This window comes from Colwellia sp. BRX8-5 (assembly GCF_014077325.1).
GTDB lineage: Bacteria > Pseudomonadota > Gammaproteobacteria > Enterobacterales > Alteromonadaceae > Colwellia_A.
Map to the genome: position 1 here is coordinate 45777 of NZ_JACGVR010000008.1, position 26183 is coordinate 71959.

25 protein-coding genes are annotated in these 26183 nt (G+C 38.1%); 11 read left to right on the plus strand and 14 right to left on the minus strand.

Going from position 1 to position 26183, the window contains the following annotated elements; genetic code table 11:
- Nucleotides 1-123 precede the first annotated feature (123 nt).
- Nucleotides 124-2265, minus strand: a complete 2142-nt coding sequence (locus tag H4J62_RS07820; RefSeq protein WP_182215402.1) for an ATP-binding protein — start codon at nt 2263-2265, stop codon at nt 124-126.
- Between the two features lie 51 nt (nt 2266-2316).
- Complete coding sequence (locus tag H4J62_RS07825; protein ID WP_182230853.1) at nt 2317-2742, minus strand: hypothetical protein; 426 nt, start codon at nt 2740-2742, stop codon at nt 2317-2319.
- Between the two features lie 688 nt (nt 2743-3430).
- Here H4J62_RS07825 and adk point away from each other — a divergent pair.
- The gene (adk, locus tag H4J62_RS07830) at nt 3431-4075 is read left to right on the plus strand and encodes an adenylate kinase (protein WP_182217507.1); all 645 of its coding nucleotides are present in this window, start codon (nt 3431-3433) and stop codon (nt 4073-4075) included.
- 214 nt (nt 4076-4289) lie between these two features.
- Nucleotides 4290-4691 carry an MAPEG family protein gene (locus H4J62_RS07835; RefSeq protein ID WP_182217508.1) on the plus strand — a complete coding sequence of 134 codons (402 nt, stop codon included), beginning with the start codon at nt 4290-4292 and terminating at the stop codon, nt 4689-4691.
- 106 nt (nt 4692-4797) lie between these two features.
- On the opposite strand, the gene H4J62_RS07840 is transcribed toward H4J62_RS07835, so the two are convergent.
- The 11 genes from H4J62_RS07840 to hisG all read right to left on the minus strand — a co-directional run bounded on the left by H4J62_RS07840 (nt 4798) and on the right by hisG (nt 14277).
- The gene (locus H4J62_RS07840) at nt 4798-5259 is read right to left on the minus strand and encodes a GNAT family N-acetyltransferase (protein WP_182217510.1); all 462 of its coding nucleotides are present in this window, start codon (nt 5257-5259) and stop codon (nt 4798-4800) included.
- Between the two features lie 244 nt (nt 5260-5503).
- Entirely contained in the window at nt 5504-5800 is a 297-nt protein-coding gene (locus H4J62_RS07845) for a DUF6559 family protein (protein ID WP_182217512.1), read from the minus strand.
- Nucleotides 5801-5947: 147 nt separating this feature from the next.
- Entirely contained in the window at nt 5948-6673 is a 726-nt protein-coding gene (locus tag H4J62_RS07850) for a hypothetical protein (protein WP_220465919.1), read from the minus strand.
- Nucleotides 6674-6984: 311 nt separating this feature from the next.
- Complete coding sequence (gene hisIE / locus H4J62_RS07855; protein WP_182217514.1) at nt 6985-7605, minus strand: bifunctional phosphoribosyl-AMP cyclohydrolase/phosphoribosyl-ATP diphosphatase HisIE; 621 nt, start codon at nt 7603-7605, stop codon at nt 6985-6987.
- Complete coding sequence (hisF, locus tag H4J62_RS07860) at nt 7599-8375, minus strand: imidazole glycerol phosphate synthase subunit HisF (RefSeq protein ID WP_182217515.1); 777 nt, start codon at nt 8373-8375, stop codon at nt 7599-7601. The genes hisIE and hisF overlap by 7 nt, the downstream gene beginning before the upstream one ends.
- Nucleotides 8376-8436: 61 nt before the next feature.
- Nucleotides 8437-9174, minus strand: a complete 738-nt coding sequence (gene hisA, locus H4J62_RS07865) for a 1-(5-phosphoribosyl)-5-[(5-phosphoribosylamino)methylideneamino]imidazole-4-carboxamide isomerase (RefSeq protein WP_182204062.1) — start codon at nt 9172-9174, stop codon at nt 8437-8439.
- Nucleotides 9171-9794 (minus strand): imidazole glycerol phosphate synthase subunit HisH, encoded by a 624-nt coding sequence (gene hisH / locus H4J62_RS07870; protein WP_259364612.1) that lies wholly within the window; start codon nt 9792-9794, stop codon nt 9171-9173. Before hisH ends, hisA begins: the two co-directional genes overlap by 4 nt.
- Nucleotides 9794-10876 (minus strand): bifunctional histidinol-phosphatase/imidazoleglycerol-phosphate dehydratase HisB, encoded by a 1083-nt coding sequence (gene hisB / locus H4J62_RS07875; protein ID WP_182217517.1) that lies wholly within the window; start codon nt 10874-10876, stop codon nt 9794-9796. The genes hisH and hisB overlap by 1 nt, the downstream gene beginning before the upstream one ends.
- 1 nt (nt 10877) lies before the next feature.
- Nucleotides 10878-11984, minus strand: coding sequence for a histidinol-phosphate transaminase (hisC, locus tag H4J62_RS07880; RefSeq protein WP_182217519.1), 1107 nt, complete (start codon nt 11982-11984; stop codon nt 10878-10880).
- A 2-nt stretch (nt 11985-11986) separates the two neighbouring features.
- Nucleotides 11987-13285, minus strand: coding sequence for a histidinol dehydrogenase (hisD, locus tag H4J62_RS07885; RefSeq protein ID WP_182217521.1), 1299 nt, complete (start codon nt 13283-13285; stop codon nt 11987-11989).
- A gap of 92 nt (nt 13286-13377) precedes the next feature.
- Nucleotides 13378-14277, minus strand: coding sequence for an ATP phosphoribosyltransferase (gene hisG, locus H4J62_RS07890; RefSeq protein ID WP_070376230.1), 900 nt, complete (start codon nt 14275-14277; stop codon nt 13378-13380).
- A 486-nt stretch (nt 14278-14763) separates the two neighbouring features.
- On the opposite strand from hisG, the gene H4J62_RS07895 reads away from it, so the two are divergent.
- The 8 genes from H4J62_RS07895 to fadD all read left to right on the plus strand — a co-directional run bounded on the left by H4J62_RS07895 (nt 14764) and on the right by fadD (nt 22523).
- Entirely contained in the window at nt 14764-15120 is a 357-nt protein-coding gene (locus H4J62_RS07895) for a hypothetical protein (RefSeq protein ID WP_182217522.1), read from the plus strand.
- 97 nt (nt 15121-15217) lie between these two features.
- Nucleotides 15218-17146 carry an ATP-dependent DNA helicase gene (locus H4J62_RS07900; protein WP_182217524.1) on the plus strand — a complete coding sequence of 643 codons (1929 nt, stop codon included), beginning with the start codon at nt 15218-15220 and terminating at the stop codon, nt 17144-17146.
- A 21-nt stretch (nt 17147-17167) separates the two neighbouring features.
- Nucleotides 17168-17893, plus strand: coding sequence for a tRNA (adenosine(37)-N6)-threonylcarbamoyltransferase complex dimerization subunit type 1 TsaB (gene tsaB / locus H4J62_RS07905; RefSeq protein WP_182217526.1), 726 nt, complete (start codon nt 17168-17170; stop codon nt 17891-17893).
- A gap of 66 nt (nt 17894-17959) precedes the next feature.
- Nucleotides 17960-18439, plus strand: coding sequence for a hypothetical protein (locus H4J62_RS07910; RefSeq protein WP_182217528.1), 480 nt, complete (start codon nt 17960-17962; stop codon nt 18437-18439).
- A 57-nt stretch (nt 18440-18496) separates the two neighbouring features.
- Nucleotides 18497-19177 carry a M50 family metallopeptidase gene (locus H4J62_RS07915; RefSeq protein ID WP_182217530.1) on the plus strand — a complete coding sequence of 227 codons (681 nt, stop codon included), beginning with the start codon at nt 18497-18499 and terminating at the stop codon, nt 19175-19177.
- Nucleotides 19164-19742 carry a Slp family lipoprotein gene (locus tag H4J62_RS07920; RefSeq protein WP_182204073.1) on the plus strand — a complete coding sequence of 193 codons (579 nt, stop codon included), beginning with the start codon at nt 19164-19166 and terminating at the stop codon, nt 19740-19742. Before H4J62_RS07915 ends, H4J62_RS07920 begins: the two co-directional genes overlap by 14 nt.
- Before the next feature lie 5 nt (nt 19743-19747).
- Nucleotides 19748-20620: an alpha/beta fold hydrolase gene (locus H4J62_RS07925; protein WP_182217532.1), complete on the plus strand. Its 873-nt coding sequence runs from the start codon at nt 19748-19750 to the stop codon at nt 20618-20620.
- A gap of 238 nt (nt 20621-20858) precedes the next feature.
- The gene (fadD, locus tag H4J62_RS07930; protein ID WP_182217534.1) at nt 20859-22523 is read left to right on the plus strand and encodes a long-chain-fatty-acid--CoA ligase FadD; all 1665 of its coding nucleotides are present in this window, start codon (nt 20859-20861) and stop codon (nt 22521-22523) included.
- Nucleotides 22524-22583: 60 nt separating this feature from the next.
- Here the strand turns inward: fadD and H4J62_RS07935 are convergent, their stop codons facing one another.
- On the minus strand, nt 22584-23330 hold the full coding sequence (locus tag H4J62_RS07935; RefSeq protein ID WP_070376239.1) for a YciK family oxidoreductase: 747 nt from the start codon (nt 23328-23330) through the stop codon (nt 22584-22586).
- A 270-nt stretch (nt 23331-23600) separates the two neighbouring features.
- Here H4J62_RS07935 and H4J62_RS07940 point away from each other — a divergent pair, with 270 nt between their 5' ends.
- Nucleotides 23601-26021 carry a VolA/Pla-1 family phospholipase gene (locus tag H4J62_RS07940; RefSeq protein ID WP_182217535.1) on the plus strand — a complete coding sequence of 807 codons (2421 nt, stop codon included), beginning with the start codon at nt 23601-23603 and terminating at the stop codon, nt 26019-26021.
- Nucleotides 26022-26183: the final 162 nt, after the last annotated feature.

Here is a 26183-nt window from a genome sequence, read left to right on the forward strand (position 1 = left end):
TAGCAGAGCCTGTTATTTTGACCTATAACAATTATCTTATCTCACCATAAAATTGGCATTATCGTATCGGTTATTTGCAGCCTAAAGGCATTAAAAGTTAACTAAGCATGTAGTAACCATAAGTTACTTCTCTCTATAGGTAATGGCGTTAATTTTTAAAGAACCGTTATCAATATCACTGGCTTTATTGGTCTGGGCACTTGTTAAAAATTTTTGCAATAGTGTATAAATTTCCTGAACGTCAATGGGCTTGCCTAAACAATCATCAAATCCTGCTTGTCGGTACTTTTTAATATCGTGGGCCATAACATTCGCCGTTAAGGCAATAATTGGGATATTTGGATTGCTTTTTTTAATCGCCTTACACGCTTCAACGCCATCCATATTTGGCATTTGAATATCCATAAAAATTAAATCAGGTATTAGTTTGCCGATTTCTGCTATTGCCTCTATGCCATCATTTGCAATACGAATGTTTGCTTTAGTCGGGCGTATAACAGCATTAAATACTTTTTGATTTATTTTGTTGTCTTCTGCCAATAGAATATCGAATCCCTGTGCCTGTGGGGCTTGCGTTTTTTTCAATGCTAACTTGCTATGACTTTTCAACGTAGTTTTCTTTAATGGCAATACCACACTAAAAATAGAGCCAACATTTTCTTCACTAATGACGTTAATGTCACCCCCCATCAAGTTTGTTAATTGCTTGGCAATAGACAGACCTAGACCCGTACCACCATAATTTCTTGTTGTGGAAGTATCTGCTTGTTCATAACGGATAAAAAGTTTTTTAATTTGAGCGGGTGATAATCCAATTCCCGTGTCTTTGACTTCGAAAACCACTTTCTCATCTTTCTCCATAAGCGTTATGCTAACTTCACCTTTAGGGGGAAATTTAAGCGCATTAGAAATTAAATTTACAATAATTTGTCTTAACCTTATCGGGTCCGTTAACCAGTAAGTACAAAGATCTTCTTCTATAGTAAAAATTAAGGTAATACCTTGTTGCTCTGCTAAAAAAGACAGTTCTAAAATAATAGATTTGAACAGTTCACCAATGTTGGTTGGCAGCGATTCTAAGCTAATATTGTTTGATTGGATTTTAGATAAATCTAAAATATCATTAATAATTGTAATGAGATTTTTAGAGGAAATAATGCCGATATCAACTAATTCTTTTGATGAGTCAGATAAATTTTCTTGTTTTAATACTTGTAGTGAGCCTAAAACACCATTCATTGGTGTGCGGATCTCATGACTCATGTTTGATAAAAACTCGCTTTTAGCTTGATTCGCCTTTTCAGCTTTCATCGTTGCTTTTTCCGCATCTATCTTAGCTTCTATTGCCAATGATTTTGCCTCACGCAAACCGACCTCAGCTTTAACTCTTGTTTCTACTTCATGTTTTAGTTTTAAATACATTTTGTATTGAAAGATAACTAAGATAAAAATAATAAATAATACCGTCGCCAATGTGATACTGGCTTGTTCAGACTTCAATAACAGTTGTTCGACAACTATTCTGCTTTTTTGTTCTTCATCAATGACTTTCTTGAGGGTATTTCTAACATCAATAATATTATTTTGCTGGTTGGTTTTTATTGTTAAGTATTTTTTCCACCAAAATTTATCTTGCAAAGCTTTTGCCTTGCTATAGTCCTTACTGTTAAAGGCGAGTATTGATTCAATTTCTATAAATTCATCAGGGGTAGCTAAGTCGGGTTGAGCATCAAAGTAGTGCTTTGCTACATCGAAATAATACCGTGACATTTGCTCGTTTTGTTCAGTTGCATAATAAAATGACAAGACAGTATTTAACCAAGCCTGCCAAAATACATCATCAGTGGTAACTGATTTTATATAGCTTATTGTTTCAGTAGGAACATTTTCTTTAAGCCGTGCTTTATTATCTAAGTAGGCTAATAAAAGTAACACTTTACTGTTTTCATCTGTTTCTTCTTTGGCGAGTTTTAGTAACTCATTAGCCACACGATTGGCAATAATAATTTCGTTAACACCGGTTAAATGCCATTGTAAATTATATAGAAAAGACGCTTTATTAATAACGTAATTATGTTTGTTTGATGAGCGTAATAACCGCAGAGTTAAATTAACATATTCATTTGCATCTTTAGAAATAGCAGAGAGTGCCCAAAGCATGGCAAATTCTTCGAAAGAATAATTTGATTGTCCGATTATTTTTTGCAGGCTATTACGCAGTATCTGATTTTCTAAAATAGGAAAATCTTCTCTAATAGCTGTCATGGCTAAGGCTATATCATAATGAATTTTTGCGCGCTTGCTTATTAATGTTGGCTAAAGTGTACTTAATTTTTTATGTGCGACGTCGGATGAGTCTTGTAAGTTTACTTCTCCAACGATTAAATAAATAGCGGCAATATTTTTCGCACTTTTATTTTTAATCTGCACGGCTAAAATACTGAGACGTTGACTACAAATTTTTACCTCACTGTATTGATCGGCAAACATGCTATAAACACAAGATTGAATCAATAAGTTTATTTTTTGGTTATCGTTATCAATACTGGCCAGGCGAGGCAATAATTTTTCTTGAAAATAGTCTGTTGAATATTGTTGTTGGTTTAACAAACTTATTATTTCATCAACATCTTCACCCACTATGTCTTGTGCTACAACAGAAGTTATCGTTAATAAATTCGCGACAAGGTAAAATATAATAATAAAAAAAGAGTTTCTACAACATCTATGTATCTGATTCATTGCTGCTTTCCATAAGGCTGATCGCGGAACTACTTATTATTACCACATAAATTTATATAGTTAATACTGTCAACAAGCAATAGGGGTAACCACCTAGAAGCGGTTATTAAAAGTATGCTTAACGCTTTATTTTATATATAAAATATATTGAGTGTGAATAAATTAATTTTTTACACTCAACCACAATGACTCATCAGTAGGTTACAACGCAAGCTTTACCTTTACTGATCCTAATAAAGGTAAGGCACTGAGTGTTTAATCATTTTTTTGGCTGCTCTAAGCTACATGGTTAACGTATTGCGTATCTATGGAAATCTCACAGTAGAAAAGGGTCATTTAAATTTACTTATTACCCAAGTGCTAGGAGATTATATTTTTATCGCAAGTTTTTTCTTTATAGTAAGTAAGACTCATTAGTCCTTATTTGCTTGTCTCTTTGTTGATTATAATTTGGGGTATTATCTTTAAATGCCTTATATCACCTCGATAACTCCATAGACTTTAGTATAAAAAATAGCTTTTTAGTGCCTTTTTTGATGATAGAGCGGTAATGCTACTTGTCTGACTACAATTGAACTTGTATAGTGTTGCACAATCGAAAAAATACTCATTTGGCTGTTATATTCGAGACGTTTTGACACCAGTACAACAGCCTAATTAGTATATTAAACATATAAGGCAATATTTTATGCGCATTATTTTATTAGGTGCTCCGGGCGCTGGCAAAGGCACTCAAGCACAATTCCTAATGGCTAAATTTGGTATTCCACAAATTTCTACGGGTGACATGTTACGTGCTGCTATTAAAGCAGGTACTGACCTGGGTAATAAAGCTAAAGCAGTGATGGATGCTGGGCAATTAGTTTCTGATGATCTGATTATTGGTTTAGTCAAAGAACGTATTGCACAAGATGATTGTAAAGCAGGTTTTTTGCTTGATGGTTTTCCTCGTACAATTCCACAAGCAGATGCGATGAAAGATAACGGCGTTTCAGTTGACAGTGTCGTTGAATTTGATGTTCCTGATGAAGTCATTGTTGATCGCATGAGTGGTCGTCGTGTTCATGCCGGTTCTGGTCGTGTTTATCATTTAGTTTATAATCCGCCTAAAGTTGAAGGTAAAGATGACAATACCGGTGAAGACTTGTCTATTCGTCCTGATGATGAAGAAGCCACAGTCCGCAAACGCCTGGGCATTTACCATGAGCAAACTAAACCATTAGTGGCTTACTATCAAGATGAAGCAAAAGCGGGTGCATGTTCGTATTTAACGATTGACGGCACTAAGCCTGTAGAAGAAGTCAGTGCTTTACTTGCTAACGAATTAAATTAATTCGGTTGATTTTATAAGCCCTTTATTAACAAGTAACTAATAACGAGCTTATAAATACCTAACAAAAAGTTCGCTTCGGCGAATTTTTTTGTTTTTATTGGCTGTGAAAAATAGACAGGGTAATTTTTCTTAAAAAAATGGCCTTTTAGGCTATCAAAATTAATTTTAAAACGTAAACTATATTCCCTCATCTATAAATATAAGAAGAAATTTCATGGTAGTAAGTTTATCGATAACAGGCCTCTACACGAGTTTGTTGGCGCTTTTATTTGTTGGTTTAGCCATCAATATTATTCGCCTACGTTTACAGTTTAAAGCCGGTATTGGTGACGGTGGTCATCAACCCCTTGCCAAAGCAATTCGTGTACATGGTAACTTTGCTGAGTATATTCCTATGGCGTTGATAATGTTGGGTATTTATGAGGTTAACGGGGCAAGCCCGATAGTACTGCACGCTTTAGGTGCGATATTATTTATTGGCCGTATTCTGCACGCCGTAGGACTTTCAAAAACTACTGGGGTTTCTAAGCAGCGTCAAATAGGCATGTTATCATTATTCCTTGTTATGCTTATTCTAGCCGTTGAAAATATCCGCTTATTTATTACTGCAGTTTAGCGAGTACTACCCTCTTTTGAGGTTATATATAACTCAAATAAGCATGAATACTGCAATGCTTATTTGAGCGCTACGCTTGTAATAACGGTTTAAAATATCTGCTTATTTATTGATCAACTTTTAACATGGCGATGTGCGGAATATCATCTTCAAGATACATAGCAGAAACACGTTCAAAACCGTGATTGCCATAAAAGCTTTCAAGGTGCTCTTGGGCTGATATTTTAATTTGTTGATCTGGAAAATATTGCTGACAAACGGTTAACGCCTCAGCCATTAACTGGTGACCTAAACCTGTCCCTCTCGCATGACTGGCAACAATAACTCTGCCAATAGCAATATAGTCGCGGTAACTTTGGCCTTTTGCTAAAATACGCAAGTAACCAGCAATCTTACCCTCTAGGTAACAAAAGAGGTGAACCGTATCCTCGTGCCGGTCAACATCATCAATATCAGCATAAAAACAAGTTTGCTCAACCACAAAAACATCAATACGAAGCTTTAATATTTCATACAGTTCATCGATATTGAGCGCTTTAAAATGCTTCACTTGCCAAGCTACTTTCATTAAACCTTACCTATTTTGATTATCAGGAAACAGTTTATTTTTTCATGATTTATCTACTAGGTAAAGTTAATAACACCCATTTTATTAATTAGCAGGTTTACTTTATTAGCAAAGCCAATGCTCAAGATAAGCTTACTGACTTTAATAGTGAGGTATTATAAATATTAAATATCTAACTGATTAATAGCTAGTTTCATCGGTAGACGTCCTCAAATAATGAGTCATATTGGCATAATACCTAGATTTAGTGGTGAAGTACCTGTAAGTAGCCATGATAACTTTTACTGATTAAATAATTTGAAATTTCTTGTCGATATTGATTAACATCTATGTGAGGGAACTCGATATACATCGTTTCTTTTAAAGAAATCTCATCAAGAAAGAGTATGTAACCTAAAGGTAAGTAGGTGGGGGAGAAGTTATTTTTAAAAATTGTTATGCGAATTTCAGCAGCAGTATAGTATTCTTTGCACCCAAAATCACGTTCTAGTGTTGGCAATAATTTTGTGCCATAACTTTTTATTGACCAGTATTTAAACATTGCTATTCCTTAGCTGTTTTTAACATCCATTTTCTGCTGGAAAAATATACGCTTTTCTCTGTAAATGTCAATTAAAATAATGAATTACTGAATTTTTTATGATGTTTAATAAGGGCTGTAGGACATAATATGCAGATAGTACAAACATTAGTTTAGGTTTAATATTTTGACTTTGTCAGGGCTTACAAAAAAACCGGCTTGTGTAAAAGCTTGTACAATTCTATGCTGACTTCGTAATTTCTTTAACCCGATATTAATGGCTTTAAATGCGGTTTTTCCGTGAGGGTGTTTTGTACTAATAACAAAGTGGCGACTGTCTTTGAGCTCTATAGCAACACCTTTTACCGGCACTAAATGAATTTTATCCATTGTAAAGGATTGATCGGGTGTCGAATTAAAAGGCATTAATAAGAAGTCTATCCAACCTAGGTTTACCATGCGAGCTTGGCTTAGCCACTCATCTTCGTGGATCAGCTCTTTTAAATACAATAACTTTAACGTTTGCCAGTCAGTACGCCATTTTGGCGTAGAAACGGCAGTAAATTTTTGCAGGTCATCGAGTTCTGTTATAGCTAAAACAGCATTATTACTTGGGCTGGTGTATATACCGGCAATGTATTCGCCTTGTCGGATAACTGCATCAGAAGTATAAACACTGTCATTAAGTGCTTTGGCATCAGCAAGCCAATAAGAGTCAAAACTAATGAGTAAGCGTCCTGATGCCAACATCTTAGTATTTCTAAAGTTAATTTTACCTGTTGCATATTTGAAGCTGTGTTCAAAACCACCTATTTTTAAAGCTTGCTGGGCGATAATCATATCGACAACATCGCGGCGGATATTTTTTCCTGAAAAATTTTTAATTGTATGCACATCCTGACCATTTAAGAAGGTCATATAATCTTGGTAAACATCATCACGAATGAAGATTAAGATATCTTCTGCTTTTGTAAGGGGACTAAATAATGTTAGCTAGAGTATAAAGAGCAAGGGTATAAGAACAGTGATTAATTTTGTAAATATTTTTAATATCATGAGTGTTAAATAACTCTATGTCGGGGCGTATAAAAATCTTTTTCTAAATTATTTATCCTTAGACGTAAAATTGAGTATAGCCGCTTAATTAAAGAAAGATAGCTGTTGATAAAGTGCCTTATAAACAACTATCTTAAAGTTAACTCAGCTTACTTGTTATGTCGTTTTTGTAGTACCGCCATCACCTCAGATACTTCAATGTTTTTATCTTGAAGTAAGACGAGTGTGTGGTAAAACAAATCAGCACATTCACCGAGTAAGTCTTCTTTGGTTTCAGCAACCGCAGCAAGTGCAACCTCAACGCCTTCTTCGCCAACTTTCTGTGCTATTTTAGTGGTGCCTCGCGAAAATAAGTGCGCAGTATAACTGCTTTCAGGATCGCAACCTTTTCGACTAGCAATCACTTGCTCTAATTCGCTAAGGAAGTTTTGCTGAGTTAATTTTTGTTCTGGAAAGCATGACTCAGTTCCTAAATGACAGCTTGGTCCAATAGGTCGACAAGCAATTAACAAACTATCGTTATCACAATCGGTTAGAACCTGGCTAACATTGAGAAAGTTTCCTGATGTCTCACCTTTCACCCAAAGTGCTTGTTTTGAACGACTAAAAAAAGTCGCTTTACCCGTTGTTAATGTTGCTTTGAGGGATGCTTCATTCATATAACCTTGCATTAAAACGGCACCCGTATCTTGATGCTGAATAATTGCAGGTATTAAGCTTTCCATTTTAGCCCAAGCTAATTCATTAATGTTCTCTAGGGTAACTAGCATAATCTTATCTCTATATTTTGATTCTTCAATGTTTGTTTTAATTGGTTTATTTCAATGATACCTTTATGGAAAACACTTGCAGCAAGTGCGCCATCTACATCGGCTTGTTTGAAAACGTCAGCGAAATGCGATATTTCACCCGCACCGCCTGATGCTATTAAAGGAACATTACACACCGCACGTGCTTTTTGTAATTGCGCAATATCATATCCTTGGCGAACACCATCTTGATTCATACAATTTAAAACGATTTCACCTGCACCACGTTGCTGAACTTCTTTGATCCAATCAAAGGTTGTCCACTTGGTTTGTTGGGTACGACTTTCATCTCCAGTAAATTGATAAACTTGATACAACCCCGTTTCTTTATCATAAAAACTGTCAATGCCGACAACAATACATTGCTGACCAAAAACGTCAGCCAAACGAGAAATCAAATTAGGGTCACGCAAAGCAGGGGAGTTAACTGATATTTTATCCGCGCCCATCATTAAGATTTCTTTTGCGTCTTGCTCTGTTTTTATACCACCAGCAACACAAAAAGGAATATCGATGACTTCAGCAATACGGCTAACCCAGCTTTTATCAACCACTCTATTATCTGAGCTGGCGGTAATATCATAAAAAACTAATTCATCAGCACCTGCGGCTGCGTATTTTTGGGCGAGTGGTACAATATCACCAATAATTTCATGGTTTCTAAATTGGACACCTTTAACAACTTTGCCATCACGTACATCGAGACAAGGTATTATTCTTTTTGCTAACATAAAACTTCAACCTTTGTACTTTGCTTAGACAATAAAAAACTCACGGTTTCAAGCCCATAACTTAAGCGTTTGGCCAGCATGCAATCGCCTCCTCAAGTGTGAATTTACCTTCAAGTAACGAACGACCTAAAATAACACCGCTGACACCAGTTGGAATTAAAGCCTTAATATCGTCAAGGCTGCCAATCCCCCCTGAAGCTTGCCATTGGATGTCAGGATATTTTGCACAAACCTCGCGATACAAGTCTACATTGGTGCCTGTTAACGTACCGTCTTTACTGATATCAGTACATAGTACGTGTTTGATGCCAGCGTTTTGGTATTGAGCAAGTAGGTCTTCTAAATTAACGCCACTGTCCTCAATCCAACCGTGTGTAGGGAGTGTTTTATTGCCAGCAGCATCAATTTTAATATCTAGTGCTAAGACAATTTTTTCACATCCATAGGTTTTTAACCACTGAGTCACAAGTTCAGGTTGTTTAATCGCTAAACTCCCAATGACTACACGGTCTGCACCTAATGCCAATAGCTGTTTAACATCGTCTTCACAACGAATTCCACCACCGACTTGAATCGTCATCGTTGGATGTTTGACTACGGTCTTTAAGGTTTCAAGTTGACGCTTTGTTGAGTCTTTAGCGCCGTCTAAATCAACGAAGTGCATTACGGTTGCCCCTGACTTAGCATAGGCTTGTTGGCGCTCTTGCACTGTGTATTGGTAATTAGTTTTTTGGCTGTAATCACCTTGAAATAATCGTACGACTTGGCCATCGATTAAATCAATTGCTGGGATCATCATAGGGCTAACTCCAAAAAATTCTTAATAATTTTACTACCTAATTTACTTGAACGCTCGGGATGGAACTGGCAGCCAATGAAATTATCTTTGGCAATCACCGCGGAGAAGCTAGAGCCATATTGACAAGTTGCTAAGGTGTATTCACTTATTGGCGCGGCAAAGCTATGAACAAAGTAAAAGTAGTCACCTATATTTATGCCTTTAAATACCGGGTGATCGCCAACAGATGTTAATGTGTTCCAGCCCATATGCGGTAATCTATTATTTTCAGCATTGAGCGGTATAATATCGGTATGAATAATACCTAAACAGTCAACTTTTTTGCCATCGCTACTTTCTACTGACGAGTCACACATTAACTGCATACCTAAACAAAAGCCCAACACGGGTTGAGTTAAGTTTTGCAAGGTTTCAACCAGTCCTTTAGCGCGAATGTTTGCCATAGCATGTTTCGCTGTGCCAACACCTGGCAGTATCACTTTGTCGGCATTTTTAATAAGAGCAATATCGTCAGTGATGGTCACTTGAAAGCCTAAACGTTCTACAGCAAACTTAACCGAAGAAAGATTGGCACAACCAGTATCAACAATAACGTTCATCATTGTTTTTTCAACAGACATCACAGGGTACCTTTCGTGCTAGGTAGCACATCACCACTTACCGTAATGGCTTGACGTAATGCTCGACCAAACACTTTAAATAAACTCTCTACTTGGTGATGGCAATTACCTTCGGTTGTTGAAAGGTGCAGGGTAATAGCCATAGAGTCAGCAAGTGAACGGAAAAAGTGTGAAACCATTTGCGTCGACATATTGCCTACTCGGTTATCAGTAAAATCAGCATCAAATTCAAGCCACGGACGACCCGATAAATCGATAGAACATTCAGCCCGACATTCATCCATCGGCAGAACAAAGCCAAAACGACCGATACCACGTTTGTCGCCCAATGCTTTCCTTAGTGCTTGACCAAGTGCCAGAGCGGTATCTTCAACGCTGTGGTGCTCATCAATGTGGTAATCACCATCGACACTGACCTCCAATGAAAAACCACCATGGGCAGCAATTTGCTCAAGCATGTGATCGAAGAAGCCTAATCCGGTGTTAATTTTTACCGTACCGACTTTATCTAAATTAACCGCAACGTTAATATTGGTTTCTTTAGTGGTACGAACAACTTTAGCTTCACGTTCTTGTTGGTTCAATAATTGTGCTGAAATTGCCAACCAATTTAAGCTTTCTTTGTTATATTTTATACCGCGAATACCCATGTTAGCAGCAAGTTGTATATCGGTATCACGATCGCCAATCACAAAAGAGTTTTCGAAGTTTACTTTTCCTTGCTGTAAGTAATCACTTACTAAGCCAAGTTTAGGCTTACGACAACTGCAATTTTCATTGTCAAAATGCGGACAAAGTAATACATCGTCAAATATAACGCCTTGTGAGGAAAAAATATCCATCATCTTGTTATGAGGTAAATCAAAGTCGGCTTGTGGATAACTAGTCGTTCCTAAGCCATCTTGGTTTGACACCATAACTAAGCGGAAACCCTTTTTTTGTAGTGCTAATAACACTGGAATAACGTCAGGCTCAAAAACCAATTTTTCAAGTGTATCTACTTGCTTATCAGAAACAGGTTCTTCAATTAAAGTGCCATCTCTGTCGATAAATAGTATGTTTTGTTTTTTTGTATTGAGCATTTTATATCTCTTTTACTGCATTAATAATCGTTTGTTTTAGGAGCGATAATTCACGTTCGCTACCTATGCTAATACGTAAACAATCGGCTAATTGTTGTTGCGCAGATTGGTCGCGAATTAAAATACCTTGTTGTTTTAGGCAATCGAAAATAAAGTTTTTAGTGTCAGTATCTACGGCGCGAAATAAAATAAAGTTTGCATCACTGTTAAAAACTTTAGCACACCAGTCTTGGTCTTTCAGCCAATCAAATAATTGGCGACGTAAAATCACCGTTTCTTGAACACGGATACTTACTTGTTCAAGCGCTAATTTTGCTAATGCTTTACTGGCAATGTCTGCTACTGGTGCAGAGATAGGGTAAGGGGCGATAACCTTACTCAGCATAGTAATAATATCAGCATTAGCTAAAGTAAAGCCACAGCGTAAACCCGCTAAGGCAAATGCTTTTGATAACGTTCTAAGAATCACTAATTGCGGGTAATCTTTTAACCAGCTTGCGGTACTATTTTCAGGACTAAATTCAATATAAGCTTCATCAACAACAACAATTGCGCTATCACCAAACATCTCAAGTACGGTTCGAATTGAATCTGTGGTTAATACATTACCCGTTGGGTTACCTGGTGAGCATAAAAAAACAACTTTAACTTTACCCACTTGAGCTTTTATAGCCTCAATATTAAGTTGGTTATCAACTAGCGGTACGCGAATTATATTTGCGCCGTGATTCTCTGCGCTAATCGCATACATACCATATGTTGGTGGACAAATTAAAATACTGTCTTGATAGGCTTTACAAAAGGTACGTATGATAAGTTCAATACCTTCATCAGCACCGCGTGTAGCAAGAATATTAGCAGGGGACAATCCGGCATATTCACTATAAGCATTGATTAAGTTGTCAGGTTGAAAATCAGGGTAGCGGTTAATGCAATTGCTATCTATAGCATATATCCCTGGACCTGATGCTTCATTGGCATTAAGCCAAATTTTATTACTATTCGCAGACGATGTGTCACTTCCACTTGCATAAAGTCGCCTTGCTGATTGGTATGGCACCATATCAACAAGTTCCTCACGGGCAAGTTTATCAGCTATTGTTGACATGATTATTCCTCTAACCTGATGGTTACTGCTCGTTTGTGGCCGTCTAGTCCTTCGGCATCGGTGAGCTCAGTGATACATTCGGCAATATTTAATAAGCCTTGTTTAGTGATCTCTTGCACAGTAAATCGTCGAGAAAAATCGGCCAATGATAAACTAGAAATTACTTTAGAATAACCATAAGTGGGTAAAACATGATTTGTACCACTGGCGTAATCGCCTGCGGACTCTGGCGTGTACTCACCAACAAATATTGAACCTGCGTTGCGTAAGGTTTTTAATAGCTCTTGAGCATTATCGGTTTGAATAATTAAATGTTCAGGAGCATAAATATTTGAAACCTCAACCGCTTGCGACAAACTTTTTACTAAAATCAAACGACTTTGTGTAAGCGCTTGTTCTGCTATCTCTCGACGAGAAAGTACCGCGACTTGTTTGAGTAACTCATTTTGAACGTTAGTAATTAATTCGGCACTGTCAGATAATAAGATAACTTGGCTATCTGGTCCGTGTTCAGCTTGAGAAAGCAAGTCAGCTGCGACAAAGTTTGCTTTTGCATTGGCATCGGCAATAATTAACACTTCAGAAGGACCCGCTGGCATATCAATGGCAAAACCATTCACTTGTTGAGCAAGTTGCTTTTTGGCTTCGGTAACGTATTTATTACCTGGCCCAAATATTTTATTGACCGGTTTTATTGTTTCTGTGCCAAAAGCCATTGCTGCACAACCATGCGCGCCACCGACTGTGTAAATTTCATCAATTTCACATAATTTTGCGGCCACTAGAATTTCGTCAGCAAGGTTACCATTGATATCGGGAGGGCAAACTAAAACAGTACGCGGACATTGGGCTAACTGTGAAGGTACACCAAGCATTAGTACCGTCGATGGCAAAGGTGCAGAGCCTGCCGGAATATATAAACCAACACTTTCGATTGCTTCAGTTTTTAAGGTACAACGAACGCCTGGGGATGTTTCTACAGTAATGTCGTCACATATTTGTGCTTGGTGAAAGCGCCTGATCTGACCATAAGCCGTTTCAATGGCTTTTAATCTTTTAGTCGACAATGCTGCTCTGGCTGCGGTTATTTGTTCATCAGTAACGGTTAATGTGGTTAGTTTTACACCATCAAATTTTTCCGTTAATTCATAAAGCGCTTTGTCACCATTTCGTTTCACGTTATTTAATATGTTTTCAACTTGCTGTGAAAGTAAACCACTCTCACTTATCGCGGGTCGAGCAAGTGCTGTTTGTTGCTCTCTTTTTGATAATGCTTGCCAATCGATCATTTTATTTATCATTACTTTTAACCTTAATACTTTACTTACCGTGAAAGGTACCCTAGATTTTTGGGATCACAGCCGTGGCGATGCAATCCCAAAGATGACGCGCATTAGCCCATCATTTTTTCAATTGGCATAACTAATATAGAGTTACAACCGAGTGCATTGAGTTTTTCCATTGTTTCCCAAAAAAACGTTTCGGTAGCAACAACATGAACAGCAACTAAATCATCGCGACCCGCTAAAGGTAAGATTGTTGGCGTTTCTTTACCAGGCATTAAGGCACTTACTTCGGCAATTTTATCTTTTGGCGCATGCAACATAATGTATTTGCTTTCTTTTGCTTTCATAACACCTTGGATGCGTGGCAATAAGGTATCAAGAATACTTTGTTTTTCACTACACAAAGTACTCGCTGTTTGAATAAGCGATGCTTTAGATTTAAAAATCTCTTCTACTTCAACTAAACCATTGGCTTCTAGTGTAGCGCCGGTTGAAACTAAATCACAAATACCGTCAGATAAACCTACTCGCGGAGCAACTTCAACAGAGCCTTTTAATAAACAAAAATCAACATTGATGCCTTTTTCTTTAGCATAACGATTGAGTAGTTGAGGATAAGTCGTTGCAAAACGTAAGCCGTCTAAACTTTTGACGCCCTGATAATCAAAGCCTTCAGGCATCGCAATAGATAATCGACAACCACCAAAATTAAGCTGTGAAGTTCGAATGTATTGAGACTTTTGCCCCATCAATTCACGTTCTAATGCTGCTTCTTCTAGGGTGTTGTCACCAACAATACCTAAGTCACAAACCCCGTCCATCACTAAGCCTGGGATATCTGAGCTACGTACGCGCATTATATCGATAGGCATATTAGCAACATGTGCTAACAAACGTCGATCAGTAACATTGAGTGTTAAACCACAACGTTTGAGTAAGGCTTGAGTGTCGTCACTTAAACGACCTGATTTTTGCATAGCGATGCGTAAGCGAGTTTCTGTAGTCATGTTTGTATTTCCTTTAATAAAGCGTTGGCCAAAATTCTAGTACGTGTATATACAATTTCAAGGCCTATAAAATGCGAAAAACCCCCGAGAGAGATAGACTCTTTCGGGGGTTAAATCTGAGTTATACAACTCGCCGAAAGGTCAAAGCCCCTCAGCGAATAAACCTGAGCAGCTAATCGATATGGTGATGTAATGTGCTTAGGTTAATATTCATATTGTACTCATAGTTTGTTTTGTTATTTAACGAGTAAGTGTCATTCACTTTACACGTTAAATGGGTTAAATAATCTGACGAAAAATTTATTTCGTGACGATTATTCTCTCATGGCTTTTACAGTACTGATTATTTTTATAATGAGCAAGTAATAAATAAACACTTCTTATAAAATAATCGCATAAGGTAATAAAGAATTGTCTAAAATAGTCGATACTTAAGTAAAATGGTCGATACTTAAGTTAAGAGTTTAATAAAAGGACCTATAACTGATGGATATTTTTACCACCGTATTAACACGTGTTGTATCGGTGCCGATTAAACCTGAACGTCTGCGTGTGAAACCACTGACTAAAGAAGCTGCAATTAACGAGCTGACTGATGATTTGGATCATCTTGAAAATCATGAGCATTACGTTGTTTTAGCTAAAAAAGATTCTGATCAAAAAGACCATCAGCAAAATAAAAAGAAGCATCAATCAACGTCTGCTGTGATTGCCGATACTATTGTGGATAACACCCATGATGACACCGATAACGTGATCACTCATAAAGATGAACTGACTCACCCTAAGAAAAGTCATGATGAACCTGATGAAGATATCACTCATTTGGATATTTTTGTTTAAGTTTTTTACTGGGCAACTCGCTCATTAATCGAATGTATATTTCTCTCTGGCTTTTTATTCTTTATACTGGTGGCAATATTTATCAGTAGTATTTTCTATGACCCTAGTTGAACAAGCATTTTCACCCTCAGGTATTCTCGCTAAAGTACTTAACGGCTATTCTCCTAGGCAGGCGCAAATTGATATGGCGATAGATGTTGAACGCGCCATCTCACAAAAGAGTTGCTTAATTGTAGAAGCGGGCACAGGAACAGGAAAAACCTTTGCTTACTTGATCCCATCTTTACTCTCTGAAAAAAAAGTCATTATTTCTACCGGCACTAAAAACTTACAAGAACAGTTGTTTCATAAAGATATACCGCTTATTCGTAATGCTATGGCAACGAATACGCAGATTGCTCTATTAAAAGGGCGGGCCAATTATCTGTGTATATATCGCCTTGAACTTTATGTAAAAGAGCGTGGTCAGCTAGATGCGGCAATGTTGACAGATTTTGTCAAAATTCGTACCTGGGCAACGTCGACTCGCAGTGGTGATATTGGCGAAATAGTCGATGTCGCTGAAGATTCTGGCATTTTTCCTTTTGTTACCAGTACCACAGATAATTGCTTGGCAAAAGATTGTCCTAACTTTGACGACTGTTACTTAGTGCAAGCTCGAAAAAAAGCAATTGATGCGGATGTTTTGGTTGTTAACCACCATTTGTTTTTTGCTGATATGGCCTTAAAAGACACTGGATTTGGTGAACTTATTCCCAAAGCAGATGTGGTGATTTTTGACGAAGCCCATCAAATACCTGATATCGCCAGTGAATACTTTGGTGACGCTTTTTCTACTAAACAAATTCTCGATTTATGTTCTGATGTTATTCAAATATACAAAACAACCTTAACCGATGTGAAACAATTAGGCAGAGCTGCAGAGAAGTGCCAAAAAGCGGCGCAAGAATTTCGTTTACTCTTTTTTCATGATCCTGAACGAGGCAACTGGCGAGAAAAATATGCCCAGCCAAGGTTTCAACAGGCCTTTGCTGCACTAAAAACAGATTTAGACTTTCTCTATCAAGTGATCAAGTTATGCATTTCTCGTAATGAAGCCATTGATAATTGCTACGATCGTGCCGTGGACATACTCGCGAAATACGACATTATGGCAAACGTTGATATCGATGGTATGAGCTTTTGGTATGAAACAACACGGCGGCATGTGGTCTTACATTTAACACCATTGAGTGTCGCCGACAAATTCAGTGATTATATTGCTAAGTCTGAAGCGGGTTGGGTTTTTACCTCAGCTACGTTGGCGGTAAATGGTGGCTTTGATCACTTTTCTCAGCAATTAGGTTTAAATATAGCGAAAACGAAAGCAGCGACCTTACTTGTTGATAGCCCGTTTGATTATCAATCGCAGTCACAGCTAATTGTACCGCGCTATTTACCTGCTGCTCAGCACCATAGTCGAGCACTAGCACTCGCTGAATTAGCGATACCGTTAATAACAGCAAGTAAAGGAGCTTGCTTTTTATTATTCACTAGCTATCGGATGTTAAACCAAGTTGCAGATATTTTAGCGGAAAAGATTGAATCACCCTTATTAGTGCAAGGGCGAATGAGTAAAGGACTTTTGTTAGCCGCTTTTATTGACAACCCACAAGCGATTTTATTAGCAACCGCCAGTTTTTGGGAAGGAGTTGATGTTAGAGGTGACAAATTAACTTGTGTCATTATAGATAAACTTCCTTTCGCTTCACCCGATGACCCGATGTTGCAGGCGCGCTGTGAAGATGTTCGACGGCGCGGAGGTGATCCTTTTGCTGAAATCCAATTACCACAAGCTGTTATTGCATTAAAACAAGGCGTTGGTCGTTTAATTCGAGATGTTACCGACCAAGGTGTCATGGTAATATGTGATGATAGATTAGTGAATCGTCCTTATGGCGAAGTTTTTTTAAAAAGTTTACCTATGATGAAACGCAGTCGAGATATTGAGCAAGCGAGTGAATTTCTTACTTCACTATCAGAGTAATAGTTAATTTAAATAGTAATAATGATAAGTATTAGAGAGAATAATTTGAATTTTTTGGCAATAGACGCTTCAACGGAAGCATGTTCAGTAGCATTAACGTTTAACGACCAAACGATCAGTGAATTTGAGCTAGCACCACAATCGCATAGCTTAGTGTTACTGCCGATGATTGACCGCTTACTTAAAAAAGCCGATATAACGTTAGCACAATTAGATGGGCTTATTTTTGGACAAGGACCGGGAAGTTTTACCGGCGTTCGAATTGGCGTTGGCGTCGCACAAGGCTTAGCTTTTGCTGCTGATTTAAAAGTTGTAGGGGTATCAACCCTGCAGGCTATGGCTCAACAAGCTTACAGTCGGCACCAGCAAGTAGAGGTTATTGCAACGATTGATGCTCGTATGTCAGAGGTTTATGCGGGCTATTATCGATTAAATGAGCAAGGTATTATGGAAGCTGCGCTGCAAGATACCGTATTAGCACCTGAAAAATTAGCTGAGTATTTGAATGAGTCTTTAACTGAAAATCAGCAGGTCTATGGTGTAGGAACTGGCTGGGACGCTTATCAAAATGAACTTGAGCCTTTAAAAATTAATGCGGGAACACCAGAGATACTTTTTCCTAATGCGGAAGAACTACTAGAAATTGGTCAGTATTACTTTTCTCAAGGTAAGGCGGTTAGTGCTGAAAACGCTCAACCGGTTTATGTACGTGATACTGTTTCATGGAAAAAGCTACCGGGTAGGTAATCGATTTTATTTAAGTGAAAATACAAAAAGTTTTGTAATTTGGCAAAACTTTGGTAAATTTAAACTATGCAAATAAATAGTACGAGTTCGTACACGCCCCAATCAAGCGCATCGTTGTCGGTTGATAATCAAAATCAGGTTGCTGAGCAACGTGATCGCTTTCGTGTCCAACAAATTGAGCAAAGTACAGGGCAAGCTGAAAAAACCAACAAAGACAGCACGCAACAAACCCAAGAGCAAGACCAACAAGCGAGTCAAGTTGCACGTTTTGATATCGATGAGCAAGCACTTGCTTTAGTCGAACAAGCTCAATTTGAGAATCAGCAAGCACAACTCAACTCAAGTGCATCACAAACCGTTTCAGCAAGTAATATTTCTTTTTCAGGCCAAACTAACCAGCAAGTCGGCAATAAAAATAATAGCCAAGCAAGTTATGACAGCCCATCAAAGCAAAACCAAACCGCAATTGCAGCATATTCTTCAGTAGATAATATTGCTCAACGTGAAAATATTCAGCAGGTATTTGGTATCGACTTACTTGTCTAATTAACACTAGCCGCGTTTTGTCACATATTCTTCTTTTATCATAATGAAAAATAATCCATGAATAGTAAGTCTTCGTCCTTTTTGAAAAAATATCACTTTTGGTTAATATTGATTACCGCATTAATTATTAGCCAAATCCCCATTGTTTCAATACCCTTCAAATGGCTTGAAAGTTATTTTCATGAAATCAGCCATGGCCTAGCTGCGCTCTTTACCGGGGGGACTATCGTACAAATTCAATTGTTTTCTAATGGGGCAGGGCTATGCACAACTCGTGGAGGAATGAATTTTTTTATTAGCTTTATGGGTTATGCTGGCGCGGCGTTATGGGGAATAGGGATTTACTTTATCGCGAGTATGCACCAACGGGCAGCACAAATACTAAGTGGTATTATCGCATTATTGTTACTAACCACTTTGATTTTTTGGGCGAGAGATATTTTAACGCTAATTATTATTAGTGTTTTGTTAGCACTCGTTTTATTGAAATTTAAATATAAAAAATTAAGTTACTTACAGACAAGTTTGCAAATAACAGGGGCAATTATTTTACTTAACAGTGTAAAAAGTCCTTGGTACTTGGTTGATGGACGAAACTTTGGCGATGGTGCTGCATTAGCACAACTGACTGGCATACCTGAATTTTTATGGGTCGTTATATGGTTTAGTATTGGTGTTGGTGGTATTGTTTGGTTAGCGAATATATCTAGAAAAGGTAAATATGATGAAAAAACGTAATATAATCTTAATGCTACCCTTATGGGTAAGTGCAATATTTATAAGTGGCTGTTCATCAGTTCCAGAAGCATTGCAGGTACCTGATAATACAGTATTAACAGACTTTGTCGTTGTTCGAGATAATGCTAATACAGAACAAGGAAATGCGGCTCGCTGGGGTGGCGTTATCGCAAAAGTAACCAATAATGCGAACAATAGTATGTTAGAAATTGTTCACTTTCCGTTAAAGTCATCAGCGATACCCAAGCAAGGTAATGAAACGTTGGGACGATTTCGTGTTTATTTTTCAGGTCTACTCGATCCCGTTATTTATAAAGAAGGTCGCAGTATAACCGCATTAGGCACTGTCGCCGCTTCAGAAGAAGGGAAAATTGGCGAGCACGAATATAATTATCCGGTCCTAACCGCGACAAAAATACACTTGTGGAAAGAAAAAAAGCAAGTCGATGTGCGCGTTATCCATAATCCATTTTGGTCGTCTCCTTCTTTCTGGCAGCCTCGCTATTCCAATTATCCAAGAAGAGTTGTAGTGAGAAAAGCACCAGCGCCTGTTAAAAAGAAATAGTCACCTTGCGTATCCCCGATAACGTCGAAGAGGTGAGTTTTAACTTAGGTGAACTCACCCTGACAGGTCTAGCTTGTGGTGACAAAAACGACGAGCTAGTCTTGTGTCTACATGGTTGGTTAGATAACGCGGCTAGTTTTTTACCTATGTTACCTTACTTTAAAGGTAAGCGTGTTATCGCCATAGATTGGCCGGGGCATGGCTTATCGTCCCACAGAAGTGCCGATGCCCATTATCATTTTATCGATTACGTTTATGATTTGTTATTGCTGTGGGAAGTAAATCACTGGCAGAAAGTTGATATAGTTGCCCATTCAATGGGTGGAATGATTTCATCAGCATTCTCAGCCGCTTTTCCTGAAAAGGTTAAGTCATTAACCTTACTTGATTCAATTGGCTTTATTAGTGGTGAAGCTGAGGAAGCGACCGAGCATTTACGTAAGGGGCTGTTAAGTCGTTTAACGTGCAATCAACAATTATCGCCTTCAGCAAAAAAGAAAAAATTTCACCCCAGTTTAGATTCTGCAATTAAGGCTAGAGTACAAGTGTCTGATTTAAACTTTCAACAAGCAAAATTATTGGTTGAACGGGGGATTATTGAAGATGGTAATGGCTTTATTTGGCGAACTGACCGTCGTTTAAGGAATACATCGCCGTATCGGCTGACGTTGGCGCAAGCAAAACAGTTTATTGAAGATATTACAATTCCTGTGCAATTAATTTATGGTGACAAAGGCTTGTCATTTGTACAAACTGGTTTGAAAGAATTTGGTCCATTGTTTGATAACTTTATCAGCTATAAATTAATTGGGGGACATCACTTCCATATGGCTGAACCTGAGCAGACTAGTAGACATATTTTAGAGTTTATTGGCTGATTTTTTCTAAATGTTACCGTTTATAAAGAGAAAACGGTAAACGTGGCTAAAATTTATAGACATCAGACCAGTAATCACGTAAAAAGAAAATTCAAACATCCGTTTTAAAAAATAAAAATTCATTCATATAGAGTAAAATGACGATATCGATTAAAAAATAATACGTAAAATATAAAAGTATTAATCGAGTAAAACCAATAATCGTCTACAGTTAAGCTATTATTAGAGGAGTCGCAAAGTGCAACAAACGCAAAAAATTTGGCTTGAAAAAAGTTATCCACCCGGTGTCCCATTTGAAATCGATGCAGATAAGTACTCCTCGTTATCTGATATGTTCAATAAATACGTTGATATTTATGCCGAACGCACTGCCTTTATTAATATGGGCGCAGAAATCAATTACCGAGATCTAGAGATACAATCAAAAGCGTTTGCTGCTTATTTACAAAATGATTTAGGTTTAGTTAAGGGCGATAAGTTTGCCATTATGGTACCTAATTGTTTGCAGTATCCTATTGCATTGTTTGGTGCTTTACTTGCTGGTTTGACCGTGGTTAATGTTAACCCGCTATACACGGCCCGTGAACTCGAGCATCAATTGAAAGATTCAGGCACTAAGGCAATGTTAATCATTGAAAACTTTGCTAGTACCTTAGAAAAAGTCATTGATAATACCTCAGTTGAACATGTCATTCTTACTTCATTAGGCGACCGACTGGGTACTGTAAAAGGTGCGCTAGTTAATTGTGTGGTCAAATATGTTAAAAAAATGGTACCAGCCTTTAAATTATCAAACACCATTAGATTTAATAAAGTTGTCTCTCAGGGGATGCTCAAAGCTTACACGCCAGTAGAACTTTGTGGTGAAGATCTTGCGTTCTTGCAATATACCGGTGGTACAACAGGTGTTTCAAAAGGGGCTATGCTGACCCATCGCAATATGATTGCGAACTTATTACAAGCAAAAGCCGCAATAAAGCCTTTGATGGAAGATGGCAAAGAACTCGTGGTCACCGCATTACCGCTTTATCATATCTTCGCATTAACGGCTAACTGCCTAACCTTTTTAACGTTAGGTGGTACCAACTTATTGATCACCAACCCTCGTGATATGCCTGGTTTTGTAAAAGAGCTGGCTAAATATCCTTTTACCGCAATTACTGGCGTTAACACTTTATTCAATGGCTTATTAAATACTCCTGGTTTTAAAGACCTTGATTTTAGTACATTGAAAATGTCGCTTGGCGGCGGTATGGCAGTGCAACGTTCTGTTGGTGAGGCATGGGAGCGTGTCACAGGCACACGTTTATTAGAGGGCTATGGCTTAACTGAGTGTGCACCCTTAGTAACATTATGTCCTTATGATCAAAAAAGCTATAGTGGCAACATTGGTTTACCGGCGTCATCGACAGATATACGCATCATTAAAGATGATGGTAGTGATGCTGAGATTGGTGAACCAGGTGAGATGTGGGTAAAAGGTCCACAAGTCATGAAAGGATATTATCAGCGCGAAGCGGACACGGCTGAAATTCTAAAAGAAGGTTGGCTGGCGACAGGCGATGTAGCTCTTATGGATGATAAAGGTTTCTTTAAAATTGTTGACCGTAAAAAAGATATGATTATCGTTTCAGGCTTCAATGTTTATCCTAATGAAATTGAAGAAGTGGTCATGATGCATGAAGGTGTATTAGAAGTCGCTGCTATTGGTATAGATAATGACGCAACAGGTGAAGCGGTCAAGGTATTTGTTGTGCTTAAGGATAAAACATTAACGGAAAAAGATCTGATTAAACATTGTCGCGCCAATTTAACCAGTTATAAAGTACCGAAGTATGTTGAGTTTCGAGATGACTTACCCAAAAGCAACGTAGGTAAAATTTTAAGAAGAGAATTACGATAATTCTTAATTGATAAAACATAAAGGCTGTAAGTTTATTCTTACAGCCTTTTTTTTAGCTGCTTATTTTGCTTTTTGCGCGTTAACTCGTTGGCCATTAACAGCCAAACTATCACTCGTCATTAAATACACATAGGCTGGCATTATATCTACCGGTTTTGCTGAATCGTTTTCATGTTCTGCTGGGTAGGCAGTGTTACGCATATTAGTGCGTGTTGCGCCTGGGTTTATCGCATTTACACGTAACGTGGTATTTTCGTATTCGTCAGCAATAACTTGCATTAACCCTTCTGTTGCAAACTTTGAAACGCTGTATGCCCCCCAATAAGCTTTACCACTATTACCAACACCAGAGGTGGTAAAGACCAATGACGCATGATCACTGAGCAGTAATGCAGGGATTAACGCTTGAGCCATTAGATGCTGAGCCGTGACATTAACTTGCATTACATCTTGCCAAATTTGTTGATGTATCTGCGTGTAAGGTGTTAACTCACCTAGCATTGAGGCATTGAGTAACGCGCCATCAAGTTTACCAAATTGATTAACAATGGTCGCGGTCATATCTATGTAGTGCTGTTTGGTCGCACCCTTTAAATCAAGGGGGATAATGGCAGGTTCAGCGGAACCTTGTGCGATGATTTCGTCGTAAACTGACTCTAATTTAGCGGTTGTTTTTCCTAATAAAATAACCGTAGCACCTAATTCAGCATAGGTTAATGCCGCTTGGCGACCAATACCATCGCCTGCGCCGGTAACTAAAATTATTTTATTGGCTAAAGAATTTGCTGTTATTTGGTAATTAAACATAGTATCAATACAAATTATTTGAAGGTAAATAAGGCAGTAATTCTACTACTTTGACCTATTGACTGACGAGTAATATTTAAAAATTTTAGCTAAAATGTTAGTTAAAGTTATAATAAAAGAAGAAACCGCTAGCACTTAGGCAGTTCTTACGGTAAGTTTAACTGGTCGAACAAGTTAGTTTTGTGAGCTACGCTTCACGAAATTACAGATAAATAAAAAATAAAAGCATAAAAAGCTAAATAATATAAAGCTCGTCTGTGGGGAGATAAAATGAAAAAGCTCGTACTTAGTGTTGCTATTGCCAGTGTTCTTGGACTAACGGCATGTGATGATGAATCAATTAAAGATGTTCAAAATGAAGTGGTTGAAAACGGCAGTGCCGTAACACCAACCGCTCGTGTTAAATTTAATCCAAGTGCGGGTGCTGCCGGACTTTCTATTCCGAATGACTTGATTTTTTCTGGTACCGTTGACGGTACGTTAGAAATTCCTGTTGCAGATCCAACTGATGGTTCAGACCCTTTTGTAGCCATTAGTGCACTGGACGGTTGGTCTATTTCTCAGCCTTTTCCTCTTGGAATTGAATTCCCAGCGGGTACATCTTTAGATGCCGCTAGTGCCTCTGAACCTGCGTCGGTAAGAGTCTTCGAAACAATTATGGGTGGTGATGCGAATGACAGTGATTGTACTGCTGTAACTCGTGGCCTTGCCTGTAAAGTTGTTGGTGAACTTGTGTTCATGCAAGATTTTGTTACGCAAAAATCTGGCGATAATGTTTTATTTATTCCGATTCAACCGCTTAAAGCAGAAACGACCTATGTTATGGTAATGACGAACAATCTTCGTGATAACAATGGTAAAGCTATTGCGGGTTCAACTACCTATGAATTAGCACGTCAAGATATTAATACTTTGCCACTAGGCAATGCATCGCAATTAGGTTTGCAAGCTGCAATTAATAGTTATGAGGCTGCTGTAGTCGCAGCAGGGGTTAGCAGTGATACTATTGTTTATACCGCTGCAATGACAACACAATCAACGACGCGTGTATTAAGCACGGTTAAGTCTTTGATGGCTGCTGGCGTACCTCAAATGGTTGCTAATGCTCAACAAGGAATCCCAGCAATTGGCGTAGCCGATACCGGTATTTCAGTTGCAAACGTATTAACGGGTTTAATTCCAGAAAGTTTGATCCCATTATATTCAGCAGCAAACTATATTCGTGGTTCAATTACACTTCCTTATTACTCAGGTGTACCTTCTGCTGAAAACCCATTAGCTCCTGTTAATGACTGGTGGCGTGCACGTTGTGATTCTGGCGCTACACTTGCTGGCTTAGCAGCAGCAAACCCAGCGGCGATCCCTGCTGATGCGTTAGATGCAAATGATGGTTTTTGTATGAATTTTGGTTTACGTGATTTAAGCTCAAGCGAAAATCCAGGATTAGCCACTCTTGATACTGAACGTAATTTAACTAAGTTTAACCCTATCCCAGCAACAAGCGTCATGATGCCGATTGATGTGCAAATGACTACTCCTGATTTAGCTTGGGCTAACCCAGTGCGTGCAAGTATGGATTTAGAGCCATTAGTAGAACCTGCTAACGGTTGGCCAGTAGCAATATTAGTGCATGGCATTACCTCAACCAAAGAGCAAATGTTGCCAATCACTGGCATATTATCTTTATTTGGAATAGCAACTGTTGCAATTGATCAGCCATTGCATGGTAGCCGTGGTTTTGATTTAGACGGTGACGGTACTGATGAAATTAATACCAGTACTGTGTCTACATTACACTATGTTAATTTGGGTAGCATGCTGAGTATGCGTGATAATACTCGTCAAAGTACTGCTGATTTATTAGGTTTGCGTTTAGGCATGAACTTTTTAGGTGGTGCTGACAGCGATGGTAACCCAATTAAAATTGATAGCAGTAAAGTACACCTTCTAGGACATTCATTAGGTGGTATATATGGTATGAATGCTGTTGGTTTAGCAAATACCGAACTAAATCCACAAATTGATGGATTATTCAAAATTGCTAGTACCTCTTTAGCTATGCCAGGTTTAATGTTAGCTAACTTTGGTTTAGACTCTCCAGCATTTGAAGGCTTGGCTAAATCTAATTTAACCATGCAGTTATCGCCTGACTTTGCCGCAGCAGTTGCAGCAACATTACCTGCTGATTATACTCAAGCCGAACTAAGTGCTTTCTATTTTGCTTTCTATGATGGTTTATCTATTGAGCAAAAAGCAACACTAAATGCTGGTTTCGCGCAGTTCACATTTGCGGCGCAAACCGTTACTGATTCTGGTGACCCTATTGCTTATGTACAAGCATTAGCTGCAACACAAACACCTACACACTTCATTGAAGTTGTTGGCGACGGCGCAGACAACCTTTCAGACCAAACAGTGACTAACAGAGCACCGTTTACACCTATGGGTGGCACAGAACCTGCTATTGCTTTATTAGGCTTGGAAGCTGTTAGTGAAACTACTGCTGGCTCTGGTGTGGTAAGATTTGTTCATGGTCATCATAGTTCAATACTTGACCCTCGTGCTAATGCTGCTTCACCTGATGCTGCGTTAAGTGCTAGAGCAACACAAGAGATGCAATCTCAAGTAGCCGTATTCTTTGCGACTATGGGACAATTAATTCAAGTAACAGATACAGGTGTTGTTAAATAACTTTAGCAACAACTAAAAAAACCCTCTTAGGAGGGTTTTTTATTGCCTTTTTATTGCCTTTTTAACTTATTAACTTTATTTATTTGCAATATGCCCCATATAGCTAATAGATAAATTTAAATATTAGCCTCAAGTCAATAAACGATTTAGACATATGAGGTT

What these genes read in the sequence shown, in the direction of transcription:
- H4J62_RS07825 (WP_182230853.1), bottom strand. Translation starts at nt 2,742, where the DNA reads ATGAATCAGATACATAGATGTTGTAGAAACTCTTTTTTTATTATTATA.
- adk (WP_182217507.1), top strand. Translation starts at nt 3,431, where the DNA reads ATGCGCATTATTTTATTAGGTGCTCCGGGCGCTGGCAAAGGCACTCAA.
- H4J62_RS07910 (WP_182217528.1), top strand. Translation starts at nt 17,960, where the DNA reads ATGCAAATAAATAGTACGAGTTCGTACACGCCCCAATCAAGCGCATCG.
- H4J62_RS07835 (WP_182217508.1), top strand. Translation starts at nt 4,290, where the DNA reads ATGGTAGTAAGTTTATCGATAACAGGCCTCTACACGAGTTTGTTGGCG.
- hisG (WP_070376230.1), bottom strand. Translation starts at nt 14,277, where the DNA reads ATGACTACAGAAACTCGCTTACGCATCGCTATGCAAAAATCAGGTCGT.
- H4J62_RS07895 (WP_182217522.1), top strand. Translation starts at nt 14,764, where the DNA reads ATGGATATTTTTACCACCGTATTAACACGTGTTGTATCGGTGCCGATT.
- H4J62_RS07900 (WP_182217524.1), top strand. Translation starts at nt 15,218, where the DNA reads ATGACCCTAGTTGAACAAGCATTTTCACCCTCAGGTATTCTCGCTAAA.
- hisC (WP_182217519.1), bottom strand. Translation starts at nt 11,984, where the DNA reads ATGTCAACAATAGCTGATAAACTTGCCCGTGAGGAACTTGTTGATATG.
- H4J62_RS07840 (WP_182217510.1), bottom strand. Translation starts at nt 5,259, where the DNA reads ATGAAAGTAGCTTGGCAAGTGAAGCATTTTAAAGCGCTCAATATCGAT.
- hisB (WP_182217517.1), bottom strand. Translation starts at nt 10,876, where the DNA reads ATGCTCAATACAAAAAAACAAAACATACTATTTATCGACAGAGATGGC.
- hisA (WP_182204062.1), bottom strand. Translation starts at nt 9,174, where the DNA reads ATGATGATCCCAGCAATTGATTTAATCGATGGCCAAGTCGTACGATTA.
- tsaB (WP_182217526.1), top strand. Translation starts at nt 17,168, where the DNA reads ATGATAAGTATTAGAGAGAATAATTTGAATTTTTTGGCAATAGACGCT.
- hisD (WP_182217521.1), bottom strand. Translation starts at nt 13,285, where the DNA reads ATGATAAATAAAATGATCGATTGGCAAGCATTATCAAAAAGAGAGCAA.
- H4J62_RS07820 (WP_182215402.1), bottom strand. Translation starts at nt 2,265, where the DNA reads ATGACAGCTATTAGAGAAGATTTTCCTATTTTAGAAAATCAGATACTG.
- hisF (WP_182217515.1), bottom strand. Translation starts at nt 8,375, where the DNA reads ATGTTAGCAAAAAGAATAATACCTTGTCTCGATGTACGTGATGGCAAA.
- H4J62_RS07920 (WP_182204073.1), top strand. Translation starts at nt 19,164, where the DNA reads ATGAAAAAACGTAATATAATCTTAATGCTACCCTTATGGGTAAGTGCA.
- H4J62_RS07845 (WP_182217512.1), bottom strand. Translation starts at nt 5,800, where the DNA reads ATGTTTAAATACTGGTCAATAAAAAGTTATGGCACAAAATTATTGCCA.
- H4J62_RS07940 (WP_182217535.1), top strand. Translation starts at nt 23,601, where the DNA reads ATGAAAAAGCTCGTACTTAGTGTTGCTATTGCCAGTGTTCTTGGACTA.
- hisH (WP_259364612.1), bottom strand. Translation starts at nt 9,794, where the DNA reads ATGTCTGTTGAAAAAACAATGATGAACGTTATTGTTGATACTGGTTGT.
- hisIE (WP_182217514.1), bottom strand. Translation starts at nt 7,605, where the DNA reads ATGCTAGTTACCCTAGAGAACATTAATGAATTAGCTTGGGCTAAAATG.
- H4J62_RS07935 (WP_070376239.1), bottom strand. Translation starts at nt 23,330, where the DNA reads ATGTTTAATTACCAAATAACAGCAAATTCTTTAGCCAATAAAATAATT.
- H4J62_RS07915 (WP_182217530.1), top strand. Translation starts at nt 18,497, where the DNA reads ATGAATAGTAAGTCTTCGTCCTTTTTGAAAAAATATCACTTTTGGTTA.